Source organism: Psychrobacillus sp. L3 (assembly GCF_042945595.1).
Taxonomy (GTDB): domain Bacteria; phylum Bacillota; class Bacilli; order Bacillales_A; family Planococcaceae; genus Psychrobacillus.
The window spans coordinates 3,532,392-3,548,659 of record NZ_CP168493.1 but is presented as its reverse complement, the minus strand read 5'-3'; the positions used below and the strand labels follow the sequence as shown (position 1 = coordinate 3,548,659).

At 36.0% G+C, this 16,268-nt stretch carries 20 protein-coding genes; 13 read left to right on the top strand and 7 right to left on the bottom strand.

Annotated features, from left to right (window positions below; genetic code table 11):
• Positions 1-82 precede the first annotated feature (82 nt).
• Positions 83-1,114: a DUF4097 family beta strand repeat-containing protein gene (locus ACEPXD_RS17735; protein ID WP_391118075.1), complete on the bottom strand. Its 1,032-nt coding sequence runs from the start codon at positions 1,112-1,114 to the stop codon at positions 83-85.
• Positions 1,107-1,430: a PadR family transcriptional regulator gene (locus ACEPXD_RS17730; protein ID WP_391118073.1), complete on the bottom strand. Its 324-nt coding sequence runs from the start codon at positions 1,428-1,430 to the stop codon at positions 1,107-1,109. Before ACEPXD_RS17730 ends, ACEPXD_RS17735 begins: the two co-directional genes overlap by 8 nt.
• A gap of 139 nt (positions 1,431-1,569) precedes the next feature.
• On the opposite strand from ACEPXD_RS17730, the gene ACEPXD_RS17725 reads away from it, so the two are divergent.
• Both ACEPXD_RS17725 and ACEPXD_RS17720 read left to right on the top strand, forming a co-directional pair.
• Positions 1,570-1,899 carry an MGMT family protein gene (locus ACEPXD_RS17725; RefSeq protein WP_391118071.1) on the top strand — a complete coding sequence of 110 codons (330 nt, stop codon included), beginning with the start codon at positions 1,570-1,572 and terminating at the stop codon, positions 1,897-1,899.
• A gap of 22 nt (positions 1,900-1,921) precedes the next feature.
• Positions 1,922-2,329, top strand: a complete 408-nt coding sequence (locus tag ACEPXD_RS17720; RefSeq protein ID WP_391118069.1) for an NUDIX hydrolase — start codon at positions 1,922-1,924, stop codon at positions 2,327-2,329.
• Positions 2,330-2,343: 14 nt separating this feature from the next.
• Here the strand turns inward: ACEPXD_RS17720 and ACEPXD_RS17715 are convergent, their stop codons facing one another.
• Positions 2,344-3,102 (bottom strand): MerR family transcriptional regulator, encoded by a 759-nt coding sequence (locus ACEPXD_RS17715; RefSeq protein WP_391118067.1) that lies wholly within the window; start codon positions 3,100-3,102, stop codon positions 2,344-2,346.
• A gap of 336 nt (positions 3,103-3,438) precedes the next feature.
• Here ACEPXD_RS17715 and ACEPXD_RS17710 point away from each other — a divergent pair, with 336 nt between their 5' ends.
• The 3 genes from ACEPXD_RS17710 (at position 3,439) to nagZ (ending at position 6,335) form a co-directional block, all read left to right on the top strand.
• Entirely contained in the window at positions 3,439-4,026 is a 588-nt protein-coding gene (locus ACEPXD_RS17710; RefSeq protein ID WP_391118065.1) for a histidine phosphatase family protein, read from the top strand.
• Positions 4,026-4,526 carry a cupin domain-containing protein gene (locus ACEPXD_RS17705; protein WP_391118063.1) on the top strand — a complete coding sequence of 167 codons (501 nt, stop codon included), beginning with the start codon at positions 4,026-4,028 and terminating at the stop codon, positions 4,524-4,526. The genes ACEPXD_RS17710 and ACEPXD_RS17705 overlap by 1 nt, the downstream gene beginning before the upstream one ends.
• A 159-nt stretch (positions 4,527-4,685) precedes the next feature.
• Complete coding sequence (nagZ, locus tag ACEPXD_RS17700; protein ID WP_391118061.1) at positions 4,686-6,335, top strand: beta-N-acetylhexosaminidase; 1,650 nt, start codon at positions 4,686-4,688, stop codon at positions 6,333-6,335.
• A gap of 998 nt (positions 6,336-7,333) precedes the next feature.
• Here the strand turns inward: nagZ and ACEPXD_RS17695 are convergent.
• Complete coding sequence (locus tag ACEPXD_RS17695) at positions 7,334-8,041, bottom strand: YetF domain-containing protein (RefSeq protein WP_391118059.1); 708 nt, start codon at positions 8,039-8,041, stop codon at positions 7,334-7,336.
• A 152-nt stretch (positions 8,042-8,193) separates the two neighbouring features.
• On the opposite strand from ACEPXD_RS17695, the gene ACEPXD_RS17690 reads away from it, so the two are divergent.
• Both ACEPXD_RS17690 and brnQ read left to right on the top strand, forming a co-directional pair.
• The gene (locus tag ACEPXD_RS17690; protein ID WP_391118057.1) at positions 8,194-9,408 is read left to right on the top strand and encodes an MFS transporter; all 1,215 of its coding nucleotides are present in this window, start codon (positions 8,194-8,196) and stop codon (positions 9,406-9,408) included.
• Positions 9,409-9,594: 186 nt separating this feature from the next.
• Entirely contained in the window at positions 9,595-10,935 is a 1,341-nt protein-coding gene (gene brnQ / locus ACEPXD_RS17685) for a branched-chain amino acid transport system II carrier protein (protein ID WP_391118055.1), read from the top strand.
• Between the two features lie 64 nt (positions 10,936-10,999).
• Here brnQ and ACEPXD_RS17680 read toward each other — a convergent pair whose 3' ends face one another.
• Positions 11,000-11,644: a GntR family transcriptional regulator gene (locus ACEPXD_RS17680; protein ID WP_391118053.1), complete on the bottom strand. Its 645-nt coding sequence runs from the start codon at positions 11,642-11,644 to the stop codon at positions 11,000-11,002.
• Positions 11,645-11,719: 75 nt separating this feature from the next.
• The gene (locus tag ACEPXD_RS17675) at positions 11,720-12,346 is read right to left on the bottom strand and encodes a YfbR-like 5'-deoxynucleotidase (protein ID WP_391118051.1); all 627 of its coding nucleotides are present in this window, start codon (positions 12,344-12,346) and stop codon (positions 11,720-11,722) included.
• Positions 12,347-12,449: 103 nt separating this feature from the next.
• On the opposite strand from ACEPXD_RS17675, the gene ACEPXD_RS17670 reads away from it, so the two are divergent.
• From ACEPXD_RS17670 to ACEPXD_RS17650, 5 genes are all read left to right on the top strand, one after another.
• Positions 12,450-12,629: a hypothetical protein gene (locus tag ACEPXD_RS17670; protein WP_391118049.1), complete on the top strand. Its 180-nt coding sequence runs from the start codon at positions 12,450-12,452 to the stop codon at positions 12,627-12,629.
• The gene (locus tag ACEPXD_RS17665) at positions 12,619-13,077 is read left to right on the top strand and encodes a DinB family protein (RefSeq protein ID WP_391118047.1); all 459 of its coding nucleotides are present in this window, start codon (positions 12,619-12,621) and stop codon (positions 13,075-13,077) included. Before ACEPXD_RS17670 ends, ACEPXD_RS17665 begins: the two co-directional genes overlap by 11 nt.
• A gap of 37 nt (positions 13,078-13,114) precedes the next feature.
• Positions 13,115-13,600, top strand: a complete 486-nt coding sequence (locus ACEPXD_RS17660; RefSeq protein WP_391118045.1) for a TraR/DksA C4-type zinc finger protein — start codon at positions 13,115-13,117, stop codon at positions 13,598-13,600.
• A gap of 83 nt (positions 13,601-13,683) precedes the next feature.
• Positions 13,684-14,073, top strand: a complete 390-nt coding sequence (locus ACEPXD_RS17655; RefSeq protein ID WP_391118043.1) for a thiol-disulfide oxidoreductase DCC family protein — start codon at positions 13,684-13,686, stop codon at positions 14,071-14,073.
• A 75-nt stretch (positions 14,074-14,148) separates the two neighbouring features.
• The gene (locus ACEPXD_RS17650) at positions 14,149-15,141 is read left to right on the top strand and encodes an NAD(P)/FAD-dependent oxidoreductase (protein ID WP_391118041.1); all 993 of its coding nucleotides are present in this window, start codon (positions 14,149-14,151) and stop codon (positions 15,139-15,141) included.
• A 107-nt stretch (positions 15,142-15,248) separates the two neighbouring features.
• Here ACEPXD_RS17650 and ACEPXD_RS17645 read toward each other — a convergent pair whose 3' ends face one another.
• Positions 15,249-15,623 (bottom strand): nucleotide excision repair endonuclease, encoded by a 375-nt coding sequence (locus ACEPXD_RS17645; protein ID WP_391118039.1) that lies wholly within the window; start codon positions 15,621-15,623, stop codon positions 15,249-15,251.
• A 139-nt stretch (positions 15,624-15,762) separates the two neighbouring features.
• On the opposite strand from ACEPXD_RS17645, the gene ACEPXD_RS17640 reads away from it, so the two are divergent.
• Positions 15,763-16,263 (top strand): DinB family protein, encoded by a 501-nt coding sequence (locus ACEPXD_RS17640; RefSeq protein ID WP_391118037.1) that lies wholly within the window; start codon positions 15,763-15,765, stop codon positions 16,261-16,263.
• The last annotated feature ends 5 nt before the right edge of the window (positions 16,264-16,268 follow it).

Below are 16,268 nucleotides of genomic sequence, written 5' to 3'. Positions count from 1 at the left end.
TCGTGTGCTGGCATATTTTATGAATTTATACGCATTAAATTAGCCCTTTGCAAACGCAAAGGGCCTTTAATTAACATATATTTCAGTCGAGACCTTTCTTCGTAACAGTGATTTTCCCATTATCGGAAGAAAGTCGGATCGTATTCAATCCATTTCCAAACACAGTACGAGAATTCTTTTCACCAAACACACTTACTCGGCCATGGTCAGTTTTAGTATGAATCGATACGTCTGTAGGGTCGTTTTCGGTCTCAACTAGAATGCTGCCGTTATCCGTTTCTAACTGGATCATGCGGTCGAGACTCGATGTTAGAAGCGAAATTCTTCCGTTATCGGTTTTCCCGATAATATCCCCATTTACATTTTCCATCATGATACGTCCATTATCCGTTTCTGTAATAACTTGCTCCGCATCCACATTGCGTAATTCAATTCTCCCATTATCGGTCTGGGTGGAAAGTTTATCCGTTTGGACTTTATCAATTTCAATTCGTCCGTTATCTGTTTCTACTTCTAAAACAGTAGCGGCAAATTCTTTTAGACCGATGCTCCCGTTATCGGAAGTGGCTTTAATAGCTTTACCAAGTATTTTTTCTGCACGAATGCGACCATTATCGGTTTTCATGATGATTGTTGCATACAGTTTTTTAGGAAGTGAAACATTTACTCGGAGTTCTTTAATAAAGAACAGGAAATTAAATAATTGGAATTTCTTTGTTTTTAATTGAATCGATAATGTATCGTTTACGACATTAGCGGTGAATTCTAACTTGTCGTTTTCCCCTATTAATTCCACTGTTGTCTCATCTGTTTCTGATGGGAAAACGTATAGAGAGCCGTGATCGATGTTCATTACAACGTTGGAAAAGGTAGGATTAGGGATTTTAATTACTTTATTATCACGAATGATTTTTTCAGGAACATGATTTTCCAAAAGCTCTTGTGCGATTTCTTTTGGAGAACCAAGCGATGCAGCGATATCGCTATCTGCTTTTCCATCCTCACGACCATTTGTAAAATACTCTTTTATATCTGAAAGTATATCGTTTCGTTCATCTGCTGGAAGCCCGATTAACGCAAGTTCTAGTTCATTTATAAATTGTTGTTCAGTCATTTTTTACACCCTCTTCGATTAGATTATTTACGCCATTTGTGAAGGTTTTCCATTCATTTAATTGTTCATGTAAATAAGTCCTGCCCAGCTCAGTGAGCTTGTAATATTTACGTGGGGGTCCTTCCGATGATTCCTGTAAATAGGTCGTAAAGTATCCTTCCTTAGTCAAGCGTCTCAATAATGGATAAACAGATCCTTCCGAAATTGAAATTTGGTCGGAAATTTTTTGTACAAGTTCATAGCCATATCGATCTTGTTTATCCAATAAAACAAGTACACAAAGATTTAATACTCCCTTTTTAAATTGAATATTCATTTTGTCTTTCACTCCTATCGCTACTATTCAATAAACAGTACCTTTGATAGTAATATATCATACGGTATTATTCTATGCAAGGTACTGAATAAAATATTCTAAATAAGTTATAATCTAAGTAACGAAAGGATGAAGTTGTATGAACCCTTTTACTGAAAAAGTGATTGAAATAATAAAATCCATTCCTGCAGGTAAAGTCATGACATACGGACAAATTGCCAAAGTTGCTGGAAGCCCGAGGGGTGCAAGACAAGTGGTACGCATACTTCACACAATGAGTTCAAAGTACAAGCTACCATGGCATCGTGTCATTAATATTAAAGGTGAGATCGCTATTCCAGATGAAGAATCTGCCTATTCTCAAAGAGCGATGCTAGAAGCAGAAGGAGTATGTTTTCGTTCAAATGGGCTCGTGGATCTAAAAAAATCAAGATATGTATCCGAAATTAATGATGTAGATATAATCTAATGAATGAAGTGGGGAAAAGAACATGTTTAAATGGCAAGGTGCAGCAGGTATTTGTATAAATGAAAAACAGGAGGTGCTAATGGTTCTTCAAGCAGCTCCGGGAGAAGAAAAGCAATGGACAGTTCCATCGGGGACAATGGAAGATGGGGAAACATTTGAAGAATGCTGCATAAGAGAATTTTGGGAAGAAACTGGCTTTAACATTCGTATTACTGAAAAAGTACATAATAAAAACGGCATTATTAGTGAACATAAAATTTCTTACAATGTGGAATATTTTTTAGTGGAAATAATGAGTGGCGAAATAACGATACAAGATCCAGAAGAGTTTATCCATGAAATAGCTTGGAAATCGATAGAAGAAATAGCGGCTCTTACTCTGGCTTATCCAGAAGATATCCACATAATCGAACAAGTATTAAAAAACTAGAAGGATGAAACCTTCTAGTTTTTTGCATAGATTAAAATAGCATCTCTTAAAAACTCTGCTGCACCAGTTTGGATGTTGTCGTAATATGCAGTAAAGCGCTTATCTACTACATACATTTCGGCAAGTCCAACATGTGCTTCTTTGGAGTATTTATCCCAGTAAAAGCTTAGCCATTGGCGGTGCAAATCTGCTGTTTTTTGCGCAAGTTCTCCAGCGGGGTCACCCGTTTGCATCGCATCTTTCAAATTATCTAATACTTGTTGCTCTAAAATAGTCACCTCTTCAAACTGCGCTTGCGTCATGCCTTGTAATTTTTCATTTGATTTTTTGACAGCATTTTCACCATATTTTTCGCGAATTTCTTCTCCGTACTTCTTCTCATTGTTATCCACAAGCTTTTGTTTAAAGCCTTCAAATTTCTCTTTATCAGACATTGTCATTCCCCTCTCTGTTTGTTGAATAGATTTATCCACATTGTCGATTAATAAATCTAATTGTGCTCTTTTTTCGAGCAGTTTTTCCCGGTGTTCCTTTAGTGCAGTTGCCTCATCAAACGTATCCGACATCATAATTTCTTTAATGCTATCCAAATTAACACCGAGTTCTCGGTAAAAAAGAATTTGCTGCAGTCGATCTACTTCTTCAGAACTATAAATACGATAGCCAGATGAATTGATGCGTGCTGGTTTAAGTAATCCAATTTCATCGTAATACCTAAGCGCCCGCGTACTTATTCCCGCTAATTGACCAAGCTTTTGTATCGTATATTCCATGCCATCACCTCCTCATAACTACAGTCTAAACCTTTACGTAACGTTAAGGTCAAGAGAATAATGAGTATTTGTTCCAATTGTTTTATTTTTTTATAATGAAAGAATAAGAAGTAGGTTTTATTCATTCGAGTAGAAGAAATCATGCAACAAGTAGAACAATTAGGGAATGAAAAATGAAAAGCAAATTATGCTAAGCTTGGAGAAGTGGAAGATAGATATTAGGTGAACCAATTGCGAAACTGAATGATAAGCCAGTACCAAAGTGTTGTACTTCTTCCTTTGCTCTACAATGAATCATGGGTGAAATAAATATGAACATAACAAGGGGAAAATAAAATGACAACAATAGGATTTGTTAGACATGGTGTAACAGCTTGGAATAAAGAGGGAAGAGCACAAGGAACAACAGATGTCCCACTGGATGAGGAAGGAATCGAAATGGCGGAGAGGGTTGCCGATAGAATCGAACAAGAAGAATGGGACATCATTTATACAAGTCCTTTAATTCGTGCGAAAAGAACTGCCGAGATCATTGCTGAAAAACAACCGGAGACTGATTTTGTTGTTGACAAGCGACTGGGGGAAATCGGTGGAGGTATTATTGAAGGTACAACAGAGGGAGAGCGAGTTGCAAAATGGGGCTTTGGATGGAGAAAATTAGAATTGGGATTTGAGCCAGAAGAGGTTATTATTGCTCGTGGTATGTCTTTTATAGAAGATGTTAAGCAGGCGCACCCTGGAAAACGAGTATTAGTTGTTAGTCACGGAGGCTTTATTGGACGATTAATTAATGTGCTTGTACCAAATGGTGAATTCGTTAGAGATATAGGAAATACTTCTTTGACAGTGATAGAATTACAAGACACTAAAAACTTATGTCATCTGTTCAATTGTATGAAACATTTAGAAATGAGGGAAGTGTAATGCAGAAGGATGCCAGTTATTACATACACCATTTAGGTTTGGAGCCTCACCCGGAAGGTGGGTATTATAAAGGTACATATAATTCCGGACAATCATTAGATGCATTTGGAACAACACGAAAGCTTTATACGAGTATTTATTTTCTATTAGGAGAAGGAGATGTATCGCATTTCCACCGACTAAAGTCAGATGAAATATGGTATTTCCATGGCGGATGTTCTTTGCTAGTACATGTGATTGATGAAGAAGGAAATTATTTCGAACATAAGCTAGGGCTTGATTTGGAAAACGGAGAAACACCTCAAGTGTTGGTACCTAAAAATTCTATTTTTGGTTCTTCTGTTAATGAGAATGGAATATTTTCGCTCGTTGGCTGTATGGTTGCTCCCGGTTTTGATTTTGAAGACTTCGAACTTTTCACGCAAAGTGAGTTATTAGAAAAGTATCCGCAACATGAACAAATCATTCGTAAAATGGCTTATGAAAAATTGCCAGAATAAAATTAGCGACCTTGAGATCATTCTTGAGGTCGCTTTTGTTAGTTTAAATGAATTGAAATTAAGATAGGTCCATACATTGTATGAAGTTAAATTAAGGGTATAATGGTTACACTTAAAGAAATAGAAAATGAGCAACATCATTCATTTGGGGGTTCTTTTATGATCAAAAAAGTAACATTATTCCTTTTTTTGTTTTTAGTAATCGTATTTGTTACGTTAATTATAGAAAGCAATAAAGAACAAAAAGAAATGATTGATAAAGGGGGAACACCTATAGTAAAAGAGCCATCCGAAGTGGAATCTCTAGTACAGCTAGTTTTTGAACTTGCAGAAAAAGGGCAATCAATGGATGTTCCGTTTATTGTAGGTGAGACGGATATTCAAGATGTACATAAATTATGGGGAGCGCCAGAGGAAAAAAGCGAAGTTTCAACAGCTATTTATGAAGACTATTTATCCAAAAACGTGACAATCGGTCATCGTTCCAATATTGTTTTTGATATTCGATCCTCTTTCCTGGCTATTCAACAAATACATTTAGAGGATATTGAAAGGATAAAGGGTGAAGCAGATGAAATTCGAAGCTACCAAGACGATAAGGTAGACCAAACCATTCTTATTTATGAAGTTTCCTCAAAATACCAACTGAAATGGATTTTACCAAAAGTGACAGAAAGCGAACCTAATCCAGCAGTAGATCATGTATCCGTTTATATGGATGTAGAAGAAGAAACCCCATCTATTTCTGACATGAGTTTGGACGAAAAAATAGGACAAATGATTTTTGCGGGGATGGACGGTACAAGCTTAACTAATGAATCTAAGGAATTAATTTCAACGGATAAAATTGGGGGAATGATCTTTTATAAAGAAAATCTAAAAAATGCTAATCAAACTATCTCTTTATTAAATGCAATAAAAGCCGAAAATGAAAAGGAAAAGCTTCCACTATTTTTAGGTGTTGATCAAGAGGGAGGTAGAATATCGAGGCTACCTGGACTAAATAAGACGCCTACAAATCAAGAAATTGGAAAACAAAATGATCCAGCTCTTTCTTATAATATAGGTACCCTTTTAGGAAAAGTGATGAATGCATTCGGTTTTAATCTCGATTTTGCACCAGTGCTGGATGTGAATAGTAATCCTAAAAACCCCATTATTGGAGATCGTTCTTTTGGCGAAAACGCAGAGATTGTGAGTAAACTTGGCATACAGACGATGAAAGGTATTCAAAGTGAAAATGTTATTTCCGTGGTGAAGCATTTCCCAGGCCACGGTGATACGGCAGTGGATTCTCATTTAGAACTTCCAATCATCCAGAAAAATATAAAAGAACTATATGCGCTAGAGTTAATTCCATTTAAAGATGCCATCGAGCATGGAGCGGATGTCGTCATGGTTGCCCATATTCTATTGCCAAAGATTGATGCAAAGTTTCCTTCTTCTATGTCCCATACCATTATTACGGGTATATTAAGGGAACAACTTCAATTCGATGGAGTGGTGATGACCGACGATATGACGATGAATGCAATACTAGGTCATTATGAAATTGGACAAGCTGCAGTGGACGCTGTGAAAGCTGGGAACGATATCGTGTTAATAGCGCATGATTACCAAAAGGTGAAAAGAGCTATTGATGCGATTAAACAAGCAGTTCATAATGGAGAGATTTCTGAGGAACGAATAAATACAAGCGTCAGTCGCATTCTATTGTTGAAAGAAAAGTATAAACTGAGCAACGAATTAGTAAAAGAGATAGACTTAAAAGGGATAAACCAATCAATAGTACAAACTATAGGGAAATAACAATAAGAAAAGGACTTCCAGCGTCAATGGAAGTCCTTTTTTAAAAGATAAGAAAGTATATGGATTATCAACCTGCGAAACCAGTGTTCATAGTACTTTAAAGAATTAAAGAATACCGCGGATTTCCGTTTCAGGTGGACGCGTTCCGCGGGGTGAGAGATGAGCCATCACCGCCGCATTCGCGTCGTTTGCGATGGCACACCTGTCTCCGAGGAACGAAGGCTAAGAGCGCCACATCGTGTGGCAACGCCTTCGTGACCAACATCCTGTTGGCCTCCGTCTGGAGTCGCCACCTTTCACTACAATCCATTAAGTGAGTAGTTCCTAATAAGAAAGTATATGAAACTTATATACTAGAAATCCAGTATTCACAAAGACTTGAAGTGATTTTAATGGTGTCTTCCTTAAGCAGGATTTCCTATATGTTTTTACTTTTATCGTACACAGTATACATGAATCAGCGGGTAGATCATTAGAATTGGTGGGTCTGAAAAAAATAGGTAGTATTCATTGATAAAGAAGCGCTGAGCGGACGAAATTGCATCTTCGTCCGCTTTTAAAAGAATAGGAAAGTATCTAATCTCTCATTAACCAAACCTTACGCACCTTGTCTCTACAAATTTCAAGAAGGCGACGGACAAACATCCGCCACAAGATTATTCAAAAAAAGTGGATGGAGAAGTGACGCAGTCACTTCTCCATCCACAAAAATTCCTGCGGTAATAGTGTAGCAAATGTTTCGTACAAAGCACTCTAGAAATAGAGAAGACAAGGTGCACTTAAAGGGCGCTTGCGCTTTTTTAAAGAAAATGTTTATGAAATGGGTTGCTAGAAATCCGGCATTTATTGAGGTAGCTTAATTTATAGCGTCATTCCACACGCTATTTTACAGTGCCTTCCAATTAGTCTCGGGCGAATTAAAATTGGTCTCGCTTTCGGATAAATAGCACTTGGGAAATAGAGAAGACATAATGCACTTAAGTAAGCGTGCACTTTTCTTATATCCCGTTTTTCCGTAAGCTAACATATAGGGAACCGTTTGTTTGAAGCTGAGCATAATAAACCTCTTCTACTGAATCAACGCCTTGTTTACGAAGCTTCTTCATCACCCACTCTTCAGTTAGATCCAATTCCTCCAAGTTTTTGTAAACGAGTACGCCATCTGAAATGATTTCAGAAGGCATATAGGTTGGCGCTGATACATCCGCTTTTACATCTAGTTTGGTTGCTTCTTGTTGCGCAACTTTTTTAAAGACACTTAACTTTCCATTCGTTTCGAGTACTGCATAATGAACGTCTTGAATGGAGAAAATAGATTGTTCTCTAAGCATCATTAATACATCATCCATATGTAAACGAGCTTTTTTTATGGACTTAATGGAAATTTCTCCATCTTTAATAACAATCGTAGGGTTATCGTCAACTAGTGTACGTGCTTTTGTCGATTTTAACGTAATATAACTCATGACTAATGTAAGAATTGCCCACCAGATAAGGGCAATATAACCGTCGATAAAAGGAGTTTCCTTTTGGGCTGCAATTTCGGAAGCAATTGAACCAATCGTAATGCCCGTAATATAATGGAAAAATGTAAGTTGGCTAAGTTGTTTTTTTCCTAATATCCTAGCAAGTAAAAGGAGAGTTGCAAAAGAAACTGTCGTTCGTATAATCATTTCCCAAAAGTGAATATCAAATAAATTTTTCATTTATCTAAACTCCTTTGTATATTAAAGTTCTCCAATATAGTCTTTCCAAAAGAGTTCGAACTATCCTTTTTTCTTCCGAGTTAGAATTGACTTTTGCGTTATAATGAATCCATTAACAAAATTCAACAAGTGAAAGAGCGTGAAGAAAAAATATGTCTACATCAAATGCTTCGCATAAAATCAGTAATCCTGTTTATCCAATCATGTTTGCTATTAGCGTCTGCCATTTATTTAATGACTCATTGCAATCTGTGATTCCTGCAATGTTTCCTGTTTTGGAAAAAGAGATAGGTTTAACATTCACCCAATTAGGATTAATATCTTTTATGTTAAATATTGTTGCATCTGTTCTACAACCAGTTGTTGGATTTATTAGTGATAAAAAACCGATGCCATACGCACTCCCACTTGGAATGATTAGTTCTTTTTTCGGTATGGCTGGACTCGCTTTTGCCCCTCAGTACTGGGTGATTCTAGTATCCGTAATATTCCTTGGACTTGGCTCAGCGGTATTTCATCCCGAAGGCTCTCGAGTTTCCTATATGGCGGCAGGTTCTAAAAGAGGACTTTCACAGTCTATTTACCAAGTAGGTGGAAATTCTGGACAAGCATTAGCACCTCTTATCAGTGCCTTTATTTTAGTGCCATTAGGTCAAAAAGGTGCAGCACTTTTTTTAATTGTAGCGGCTGCTGGAATATTTTTATTATCTAAGATCTCAAAATGGTATAAGAAGCAATTGGAGGAAGAAAAGTTTTCAAAAAGGAAAAAAGCGATTCTTTCCTCATTGCCAGCACTGTCTAAAAAACAGATAGGAATTGCTTTATCACTTCTAATGATTATTGTTTTCGCAAGATCATTCTACGTAACGAATATGACTAACTTTTATATTTTTCACTTGATGAAAAACTACAGTTTAACAATCAAAGAAGGGCAATTATTAATTTTCATCTTTCTAGCTTTGGGAGCAGTTGGCACTTTCTTTGGTGGGCCAATGGCGGATCGTCTAGGTAGAAGAAATGTTATTTTACTATCTATGGCAGTGCCGATTCCTTTGTGTTTAATATTGCCATATGTTCCGATTTGGGCAGTGGTGTTATTACTAATAGTTATTGGTTTCTTCCTCATGCTCAGTTTTTCAGTGACCGTCGTTTACGCACAAGAGCTTGTACCAAGTAAAATTGGCACGATGGCAGGTTTAACGGTTGGACTTGCATTTGGAATGGGAGCGATAGGAGCAGTCGTTATTGGTATTTTGATGGATCATGTAGGAGTTTATACGACAATGATTGTTGTTTCCACACTTCCACTTATTGGACTTGTAGCAATCGCATTACCTAAAGATCAGAAAATTACAGCTAATAATTAATAATGCAATAACATCAATATTCTATAAACTCATTCTGATATATTGCATTCTGCAACTATACATAGTATCATCAGTTCTGATATATTGCATGCTGAAGAAATGATAGAAATCATTTGAATTGCATTCATCTAAGAGAAAACATAGCGAAATAGAAATGATTATTTATCATTACAGGAGGCAAATTAAATGAACAAAAAATTATCATTTACCAATTATCTTGTAATTGGAGTGATGTTATTTGCATTATTTTTCGGAGCAGGGAACCTCATTTTTCCTGCAAGTTTAGGGCAGAATGCTGGTACAAATGTATGGCCAGCGGTGATTGGATTTTTGATAACTGGAATAGGACTACCTTTCTTAGGTACACTCGCAATGGGCTTTTCAGGAAGTAAAAATTTGCAAGATTTATCTAGTAGAGTACATCCACTATTCGGCGTAATTTTTACAACTATATTATACTTAACAATTGGACCGTTTTTTGCATTACCACGAACAGGAGCGGTTTCTTTTGAAGTTGGTATCCTACCATTTATGAATGTCGATCATGCAAAGATTGGGTTATTAATATTTACGATTATATTCTTTGGAGTTACGCTTTTATTTTCACTTAATCCATCTAAAATTGTGGATAATGTAGGGAAGTACTTATCTCCTGGAATAATTATTGGGTTATTCATTTTATTACTATTTGTTTTCATTAAACCAATGGGCGGTTTTGAAGCACCTCATGGAAGTTATGTAGACAATGCATTTATGACTGGTTTTACTGAAGGTTACAATACGATGGATGCTTTAGCTTCGTTAGTATTCGGTATTATTGTTATCACTGCTGTTCGTTCGATGGGAATCACATCGACAAAAGGAATAATTGTAGCTACTGCGAAGTCTGGTGGGATTGCCATCTTCTTTTTAGGTGTTATTTATGCAGGTATTGGTTATTTAGGAGCAACGAGTACAGAACTTTTTGGTATCTTTGCTAACGGAGGTCCAGTTTTGAGTAGCGCGTCCGAGCATTATTTTGGATCATTTGGAGCCATTCTTTTATCGGTCATAATTTTCTTAGCTTGTTTGACGACTAGTATTGGTTTGACGACTGCTTGTGGAGAGTACTTTCATACGTTAATGCCAAAAATTAGCTATAAATCATTTGTTATTATTTTTAGTGTTTTTACTTGTGTTATTGCGAATTTTGGATTATCAAATATCATTACGTATTCTATTCCCGTATTGATGTTGCTTTATCCATTATCCATTGTACTAATCTTGTTAACATTTCTTTCACCGCTATTTAAACATGCACGGCTTGTATATATAAGTGTTATGTTCGTCACATTTTTAATTAGTGTAATTGATGGTTTGAAAGCTTTATGTGGTTCTCTAGAAATCGACTATTTCGGATGGATGAATCCGATTGTGTCATTTTATGAAAACTATTTGCCATTTTACGGTGCTGGTCTAGGATGGTTAATACCATTCTTAGTTGTAACCCTAATAACAGGTGTTATTGGAAGAATGCAAAAAAGATAAAACTTTTAAACAGATCTATTAACAAAAAGGAAGCCCTTGATTAATCATCAAGGGCTTGTTTCTATTAAAACTCTTCAATTGTATAGATCCAATTTGCTCGCATTGTTTCTGCTACTTTTTGAGAATCCTTTTCTCTTAATAGATGAATAATTTCTGCATGCTGCTTGATGGAGTGTTCTCTTAAAACAATCTTTTCATAATAGAATAATCTTCGAACATGTGCTTGAAGCATCTCTATCATAGAAAGTATGTATGGATTATTGGCACTGTCTACAATAATTTGATGGAATTCTTCATCCACCTTTAATGCAGTAGTAAATTCCTCCGCATATAGTGCATCGGCAAATTCTTTGTTTTTTTCTTCCAACAATTCAAGTGTAGCATCATCCATATTTTGAATAGAGAGCTCTGCTGCAAGCGCTTGCAATATTGCTAATGGTGGTAGAAGATTATTAATATCTTGCGTTTCTACAGCTGTCACCTGTGTAGCTCTTCCAGGTTGCATGGTTACAAAGCCTTGCGATTCTAGAAGCTGCAAAGACTCACGAATTGGTGTTCTGCTCACACCTAAAGCCTGTGCAAGCTCTATATCATTTAGTTTTTCTTCCGGTTGAAGAGTACCGTCGATTATCCACTGTTGCAACTGATTGAAAGCATGGAGTTTTGCAGTAGTTCGAACTGGTTTTGTATGATTCACTGGTATAGGCATATGTATACCCTCCCTCAATTATCTTAATAGTTTAATAGTATTATACAATATATTGTATTTTTAGTGTATAAATTTTTAATTTTCAAGAATTTTTAGCGTGATTGACTTTACATCTATTACAGATTCTTCTGCTATTATATCTTGAAGCATAACCTCTTTAAAATAAGAAATGCTTTTTTTTAGTGGAATATGCAAAATTTTCTTTAGTGCATTTTCGTACATTTTCAAAAATTCTATATCCGTGTTGCCTCGTTGTAGTTCTGCAAAAGCTTCGTATACTTGATCTAGCTTATCAGCAAGTTCTAATAATCTACCTTCAATTGTTTCGTCTTTTCCTTCTTTCATTCGATCAAAAAAGATTGGTTGGAACTCAGTGGGAATTTCGTCTAAGATAAATTTTTCCATCATTTTTTCTTCCACATGAGAAAGCATTTGTTTCAGTTCAGGAGAAGCATGTTTCACGGGTGTTTTAATGTCACCGATGAATATTTCTGCAAAGTCATGGTTAATCGTTTTTTCGTAAAGCGACTTCCAGTTAATAGTTGCACCATTGTTCTCTTCGATTGTAGCAAAAAACATCGCATATTGCGAAACCTTCCAAGAATGAGCAGCTACATTATGCTCCTCAAATTTAAAACGTCCGGGACATCGTATAATTCTTTCTAAATCGTTCATGCTCATAAAAAACTTATGAATACCCATTAACAAACACTCCTTTCTATTAATAATACTTTAATTGGCGGAAATAATGTAATGAAAGTATTATTGTATGTTGGCAATAAAATAAGGTAATATGAATGGAAAAATGAAAAGAGGAATAAATTTGACTGAAATACTTGCAAATGAAGGATTCGAACCTGTACGAAACATTGCAATCGATGAGGACTGGTCAGCACTTCGATTTCGAAAAGTAGAAAACATTAAGAAGATGGTAAGGAAATTTGCGCATACGGAAGTAGGAAAAGAGCGTACAAATGATCAATGATGCACTAAAGCAATTTCAATTCGTTTCAGATACAATTGTAGAATTGCTTCAACAAGTAGATGAATACCTTTTACATAAACGTCCAATTGCAAACAAAATGAGTGTATGGGAGATTTGTGTACATCTTTCCCAAATACCAGGAGCAGATTTGCATATTCAAAAAGAATATTCGAAACAACAAATGACGGAGTATTATCAAACGCATATGCCGGAAACGATAGAGAATATCATCGTACATTTTTTAGATGGAATGCAGGAACTTATTTTACACTATAAAGAACTTTCTAAAGAAGAATTAGAACGACAGTTCAAAACATATTGGGGAAGTGAATACAGTATAGCAGAATGGTTTTTTCAAATCATGAATCACTTAGTGCATCACCGTTCACAGCTATACCAATATTTGTTATTACTAAATCGAGATGTACAAATAGTTTTATTTCGCTGATATATGGGAATCCTTTAAATAACGAGGAGGAGTTCAAATGGCGAAATACGACAAATTAAAAAATACCTTATTAAAACGTTTAGATGAATTGGAACATAGTATAGAGAATGATGAGGAGTTTGAAACAACAGAGTTATCCAATTACGATAATCATCCGGCAGATAATGCGACGGACCTAACTGATAAACATACACGACTAGCGTTACGAAAACACTACGAAGATGAAATAGAAGATATAAAGGAAGCACTATCGGCAATGGAGAAGGGAATATACGGTATATGTACCGAATGTTCTAAGGAAATCCCACTGGAAAGACTAGAAGCTATTCCATCTACAACGACTTGTGTGGAGCATGCACAGCAAGAGATCAATGAGGAGATTCGGCCGGTTGAAGAATCTCTTCTAAATTCCACGACTGATCAACCAGTGGAAAATGAAGATCCTAGAATTCGCGATTATGAAAACAGTTTTGAAATTTTAGAAGAAGTCGGTTCTTCCGATACACCTTCCGATAAGCAATAACTAGAATGACCCATTACAAGTTTGTATTGGGACATATTCTTTTTCAACGGCAACTGTTAAACTGTGGAAAAGGGGGATATTATATGACTGCTATTATTTTGTTCGACGGGGAATGCAACTTTTGCGATGCAAGTGTTCAATTTATCATTGCAAGAGATCCAAAAGGGTATTTTCAATTTGCTGCGTTGCAAAGTGACGTTGGAAAAGAACTCAAAAAGAAACACCATATAAGTGAAAAATTGGATGGCGTAATAGTAATTGAAAATGATACAGTATATGATTCCTCCGATGCCGCACTTTTTATTTGTAAGCATTTAAAAGGAATGTGGAAGGTCTTTTACATTTTTAAAGTTATCCCCAAGACATTACGAGAAGTTCTGTATAAAATTTTCGCTAAAAATCGTTATAAATGGTTTGGAAAAAAAGATAGTTGTATGATTCCTTCGCCAGAAATCCGAAACCGATTTTTGTGAGATCGAAAAAATTTGTGGTAAACTATGAATGAGAATCCTTTTCATTCTCGAAAAAGCAGTGAGGTGAAAGGCAGTATGGATAAGGAATTATACGATGTAATTATAATAGGCGGTGGTCCAACTGGATTATTTGCTTCTTTTTATGCAGGTCTACGTGATTTAAAAGTGAAAATAATTGATAGTCTACCACAGCTTGGTGGTCAGTTAATGGAGCTATATCCAGATAAATATATATATGACATTGGCGGTCTTCCGAAGATACTAGCTAGAGATTTAGTAGCTAATTTGGAAGAGCAAGCTGCATATAGTAATCCGACAATTTGTTTAGAAGAAACGGCAAGTACACTCGAAAGACTTCCCGATTGCTTTGCTTTAACAACAGATAAAACAGTTCATTATTCCAAAACAATTTTACTTACTTCGGGAATTGGTTCTTTCCAACCTCGTAAGTTAAATGTTCCGGGAGCAGCAGATTACGATGGGAAAAACCTACATTACAAAGTAAAAGATATTAACCACTTCAAAGATTCGAATGTTCTCGTATTGGGTGGAGGCGACTCTGCACTAGATTGGTCCTTAATGCTAGAAGAGGTCGCGAAAAACGTCACTATTTGTCACCGAAAAGAACAGTTTACAGCACATGAGATGACCGTTCAGCAACTTCATAATTCGAAAGTTCAGGTGAAAACACCTTTTGGAATAAAAGAGTTAGTTGGAAACGGTGAAAGTGTTCATGAAGTAGTTATCATAGGGAAAGATAAATCAGAACACCGAATTCCGGTAGATCACGTCATCGTCAATTACGGAAATGTTGCGTCGCTAGGGCCTTTAAAGGATTGGGGTCTTGAAATGCAAAAAAATTCTGTCGTCGTAAATGAAAAAATGGAAACAAATATAGAAGGTATTTATGCTGCAGGAGATGTATGCACGCATGATGGAAAAGTAAAGCTCATTGCGGTTGGTTTTGGTGAAGTCCCAATTGCTATTAGTCATATTAAGACATTCATTGATCCAAAATCACGGGTGCAACCACTTCATAGTACGAGTATTTTTGAATCGGAAAAATAACAGCCACGAATTTAGCTTTGAAAGCAATCAATTGGGTACTAGAACAACCAAACAGAAAAAGTGAAATTAAATAAAAACACAAGGAGAAAAAGCTTCTCCTTGTGTTTTTATTTAAAAAATGCTTTGTCGATATTGTATTTTGCTTTAAGTGTATTGATCGCATATGTTTCATAAATTTCACGATCCACTGCTTCTTCCACGATAGAAACGCTAATTTTGTACACTTCGTCACGATGCTTAATCATTGGAGACACATTGTCTTCGAAGTGCTTTTTAATGCGTTGTCTAATTTTACGTGCTTTACCTACGAATAGTAGCTCATTATTTTTGTTATAAAACATAAAGATGCCACCTGTATCTCGTGGAATTTGATGGAAATCGATAAATCCATAAATGGATGGAATTTCAACTTCTCCTTCTTTAAGTACTTGTTCGCGTTGGGTAATTGTTACGTTTGGTTTTGGTAATTCGATTTTAATCAATTCGCTCACGTCCTCTTATTGTCTATCCTTTAGTCTACCATAATCGGAAAGTAATATCTATTCGTAAAGTATCCGTGTAAGCAGGATTTCGCTGCTAAAGAATCGAAATAGAACATATAACTTAATTGGAGGGGTTTACTTGATTAGAAAACTAGAAGATTTTTTAACGAACTGGAAACATGAAAGTGATTCTACACTTAAAATTTTACATACATTAACAGACGAATCTTTACATCAAAAAGTATATGAAGAAGGCAGAACGCTAGGACAAATTGCATGGCATATTGTTGTGACAATCGATGAAATGATCGGAAAAACAGGTCTACAATTCATAGCAACTCCGCATGATGCAGTACAGCCTAAAACTGCAAAAGAAATGGTAGAAGCATATAAAGAATCAAGTGATGCAATGGTTCAAGCGATAAAAGAACAATGGACAGATGAAACGCTTCTTGAAGAAAAAGATATGTATGGTCAAATGTGGCCAATTGCATTAGTACTGCAAGTATTAACATTCCACCAAACACATCATAGAGGGCAGCTTACAATACTAATGCGCCAAGCAGGTCTAGAAGTTCCGGGTATGTATGGTCCATCAAAAGAAGAGTGGTTAGCTTTTGGAGGAGAAGCACCTGAATAATTATC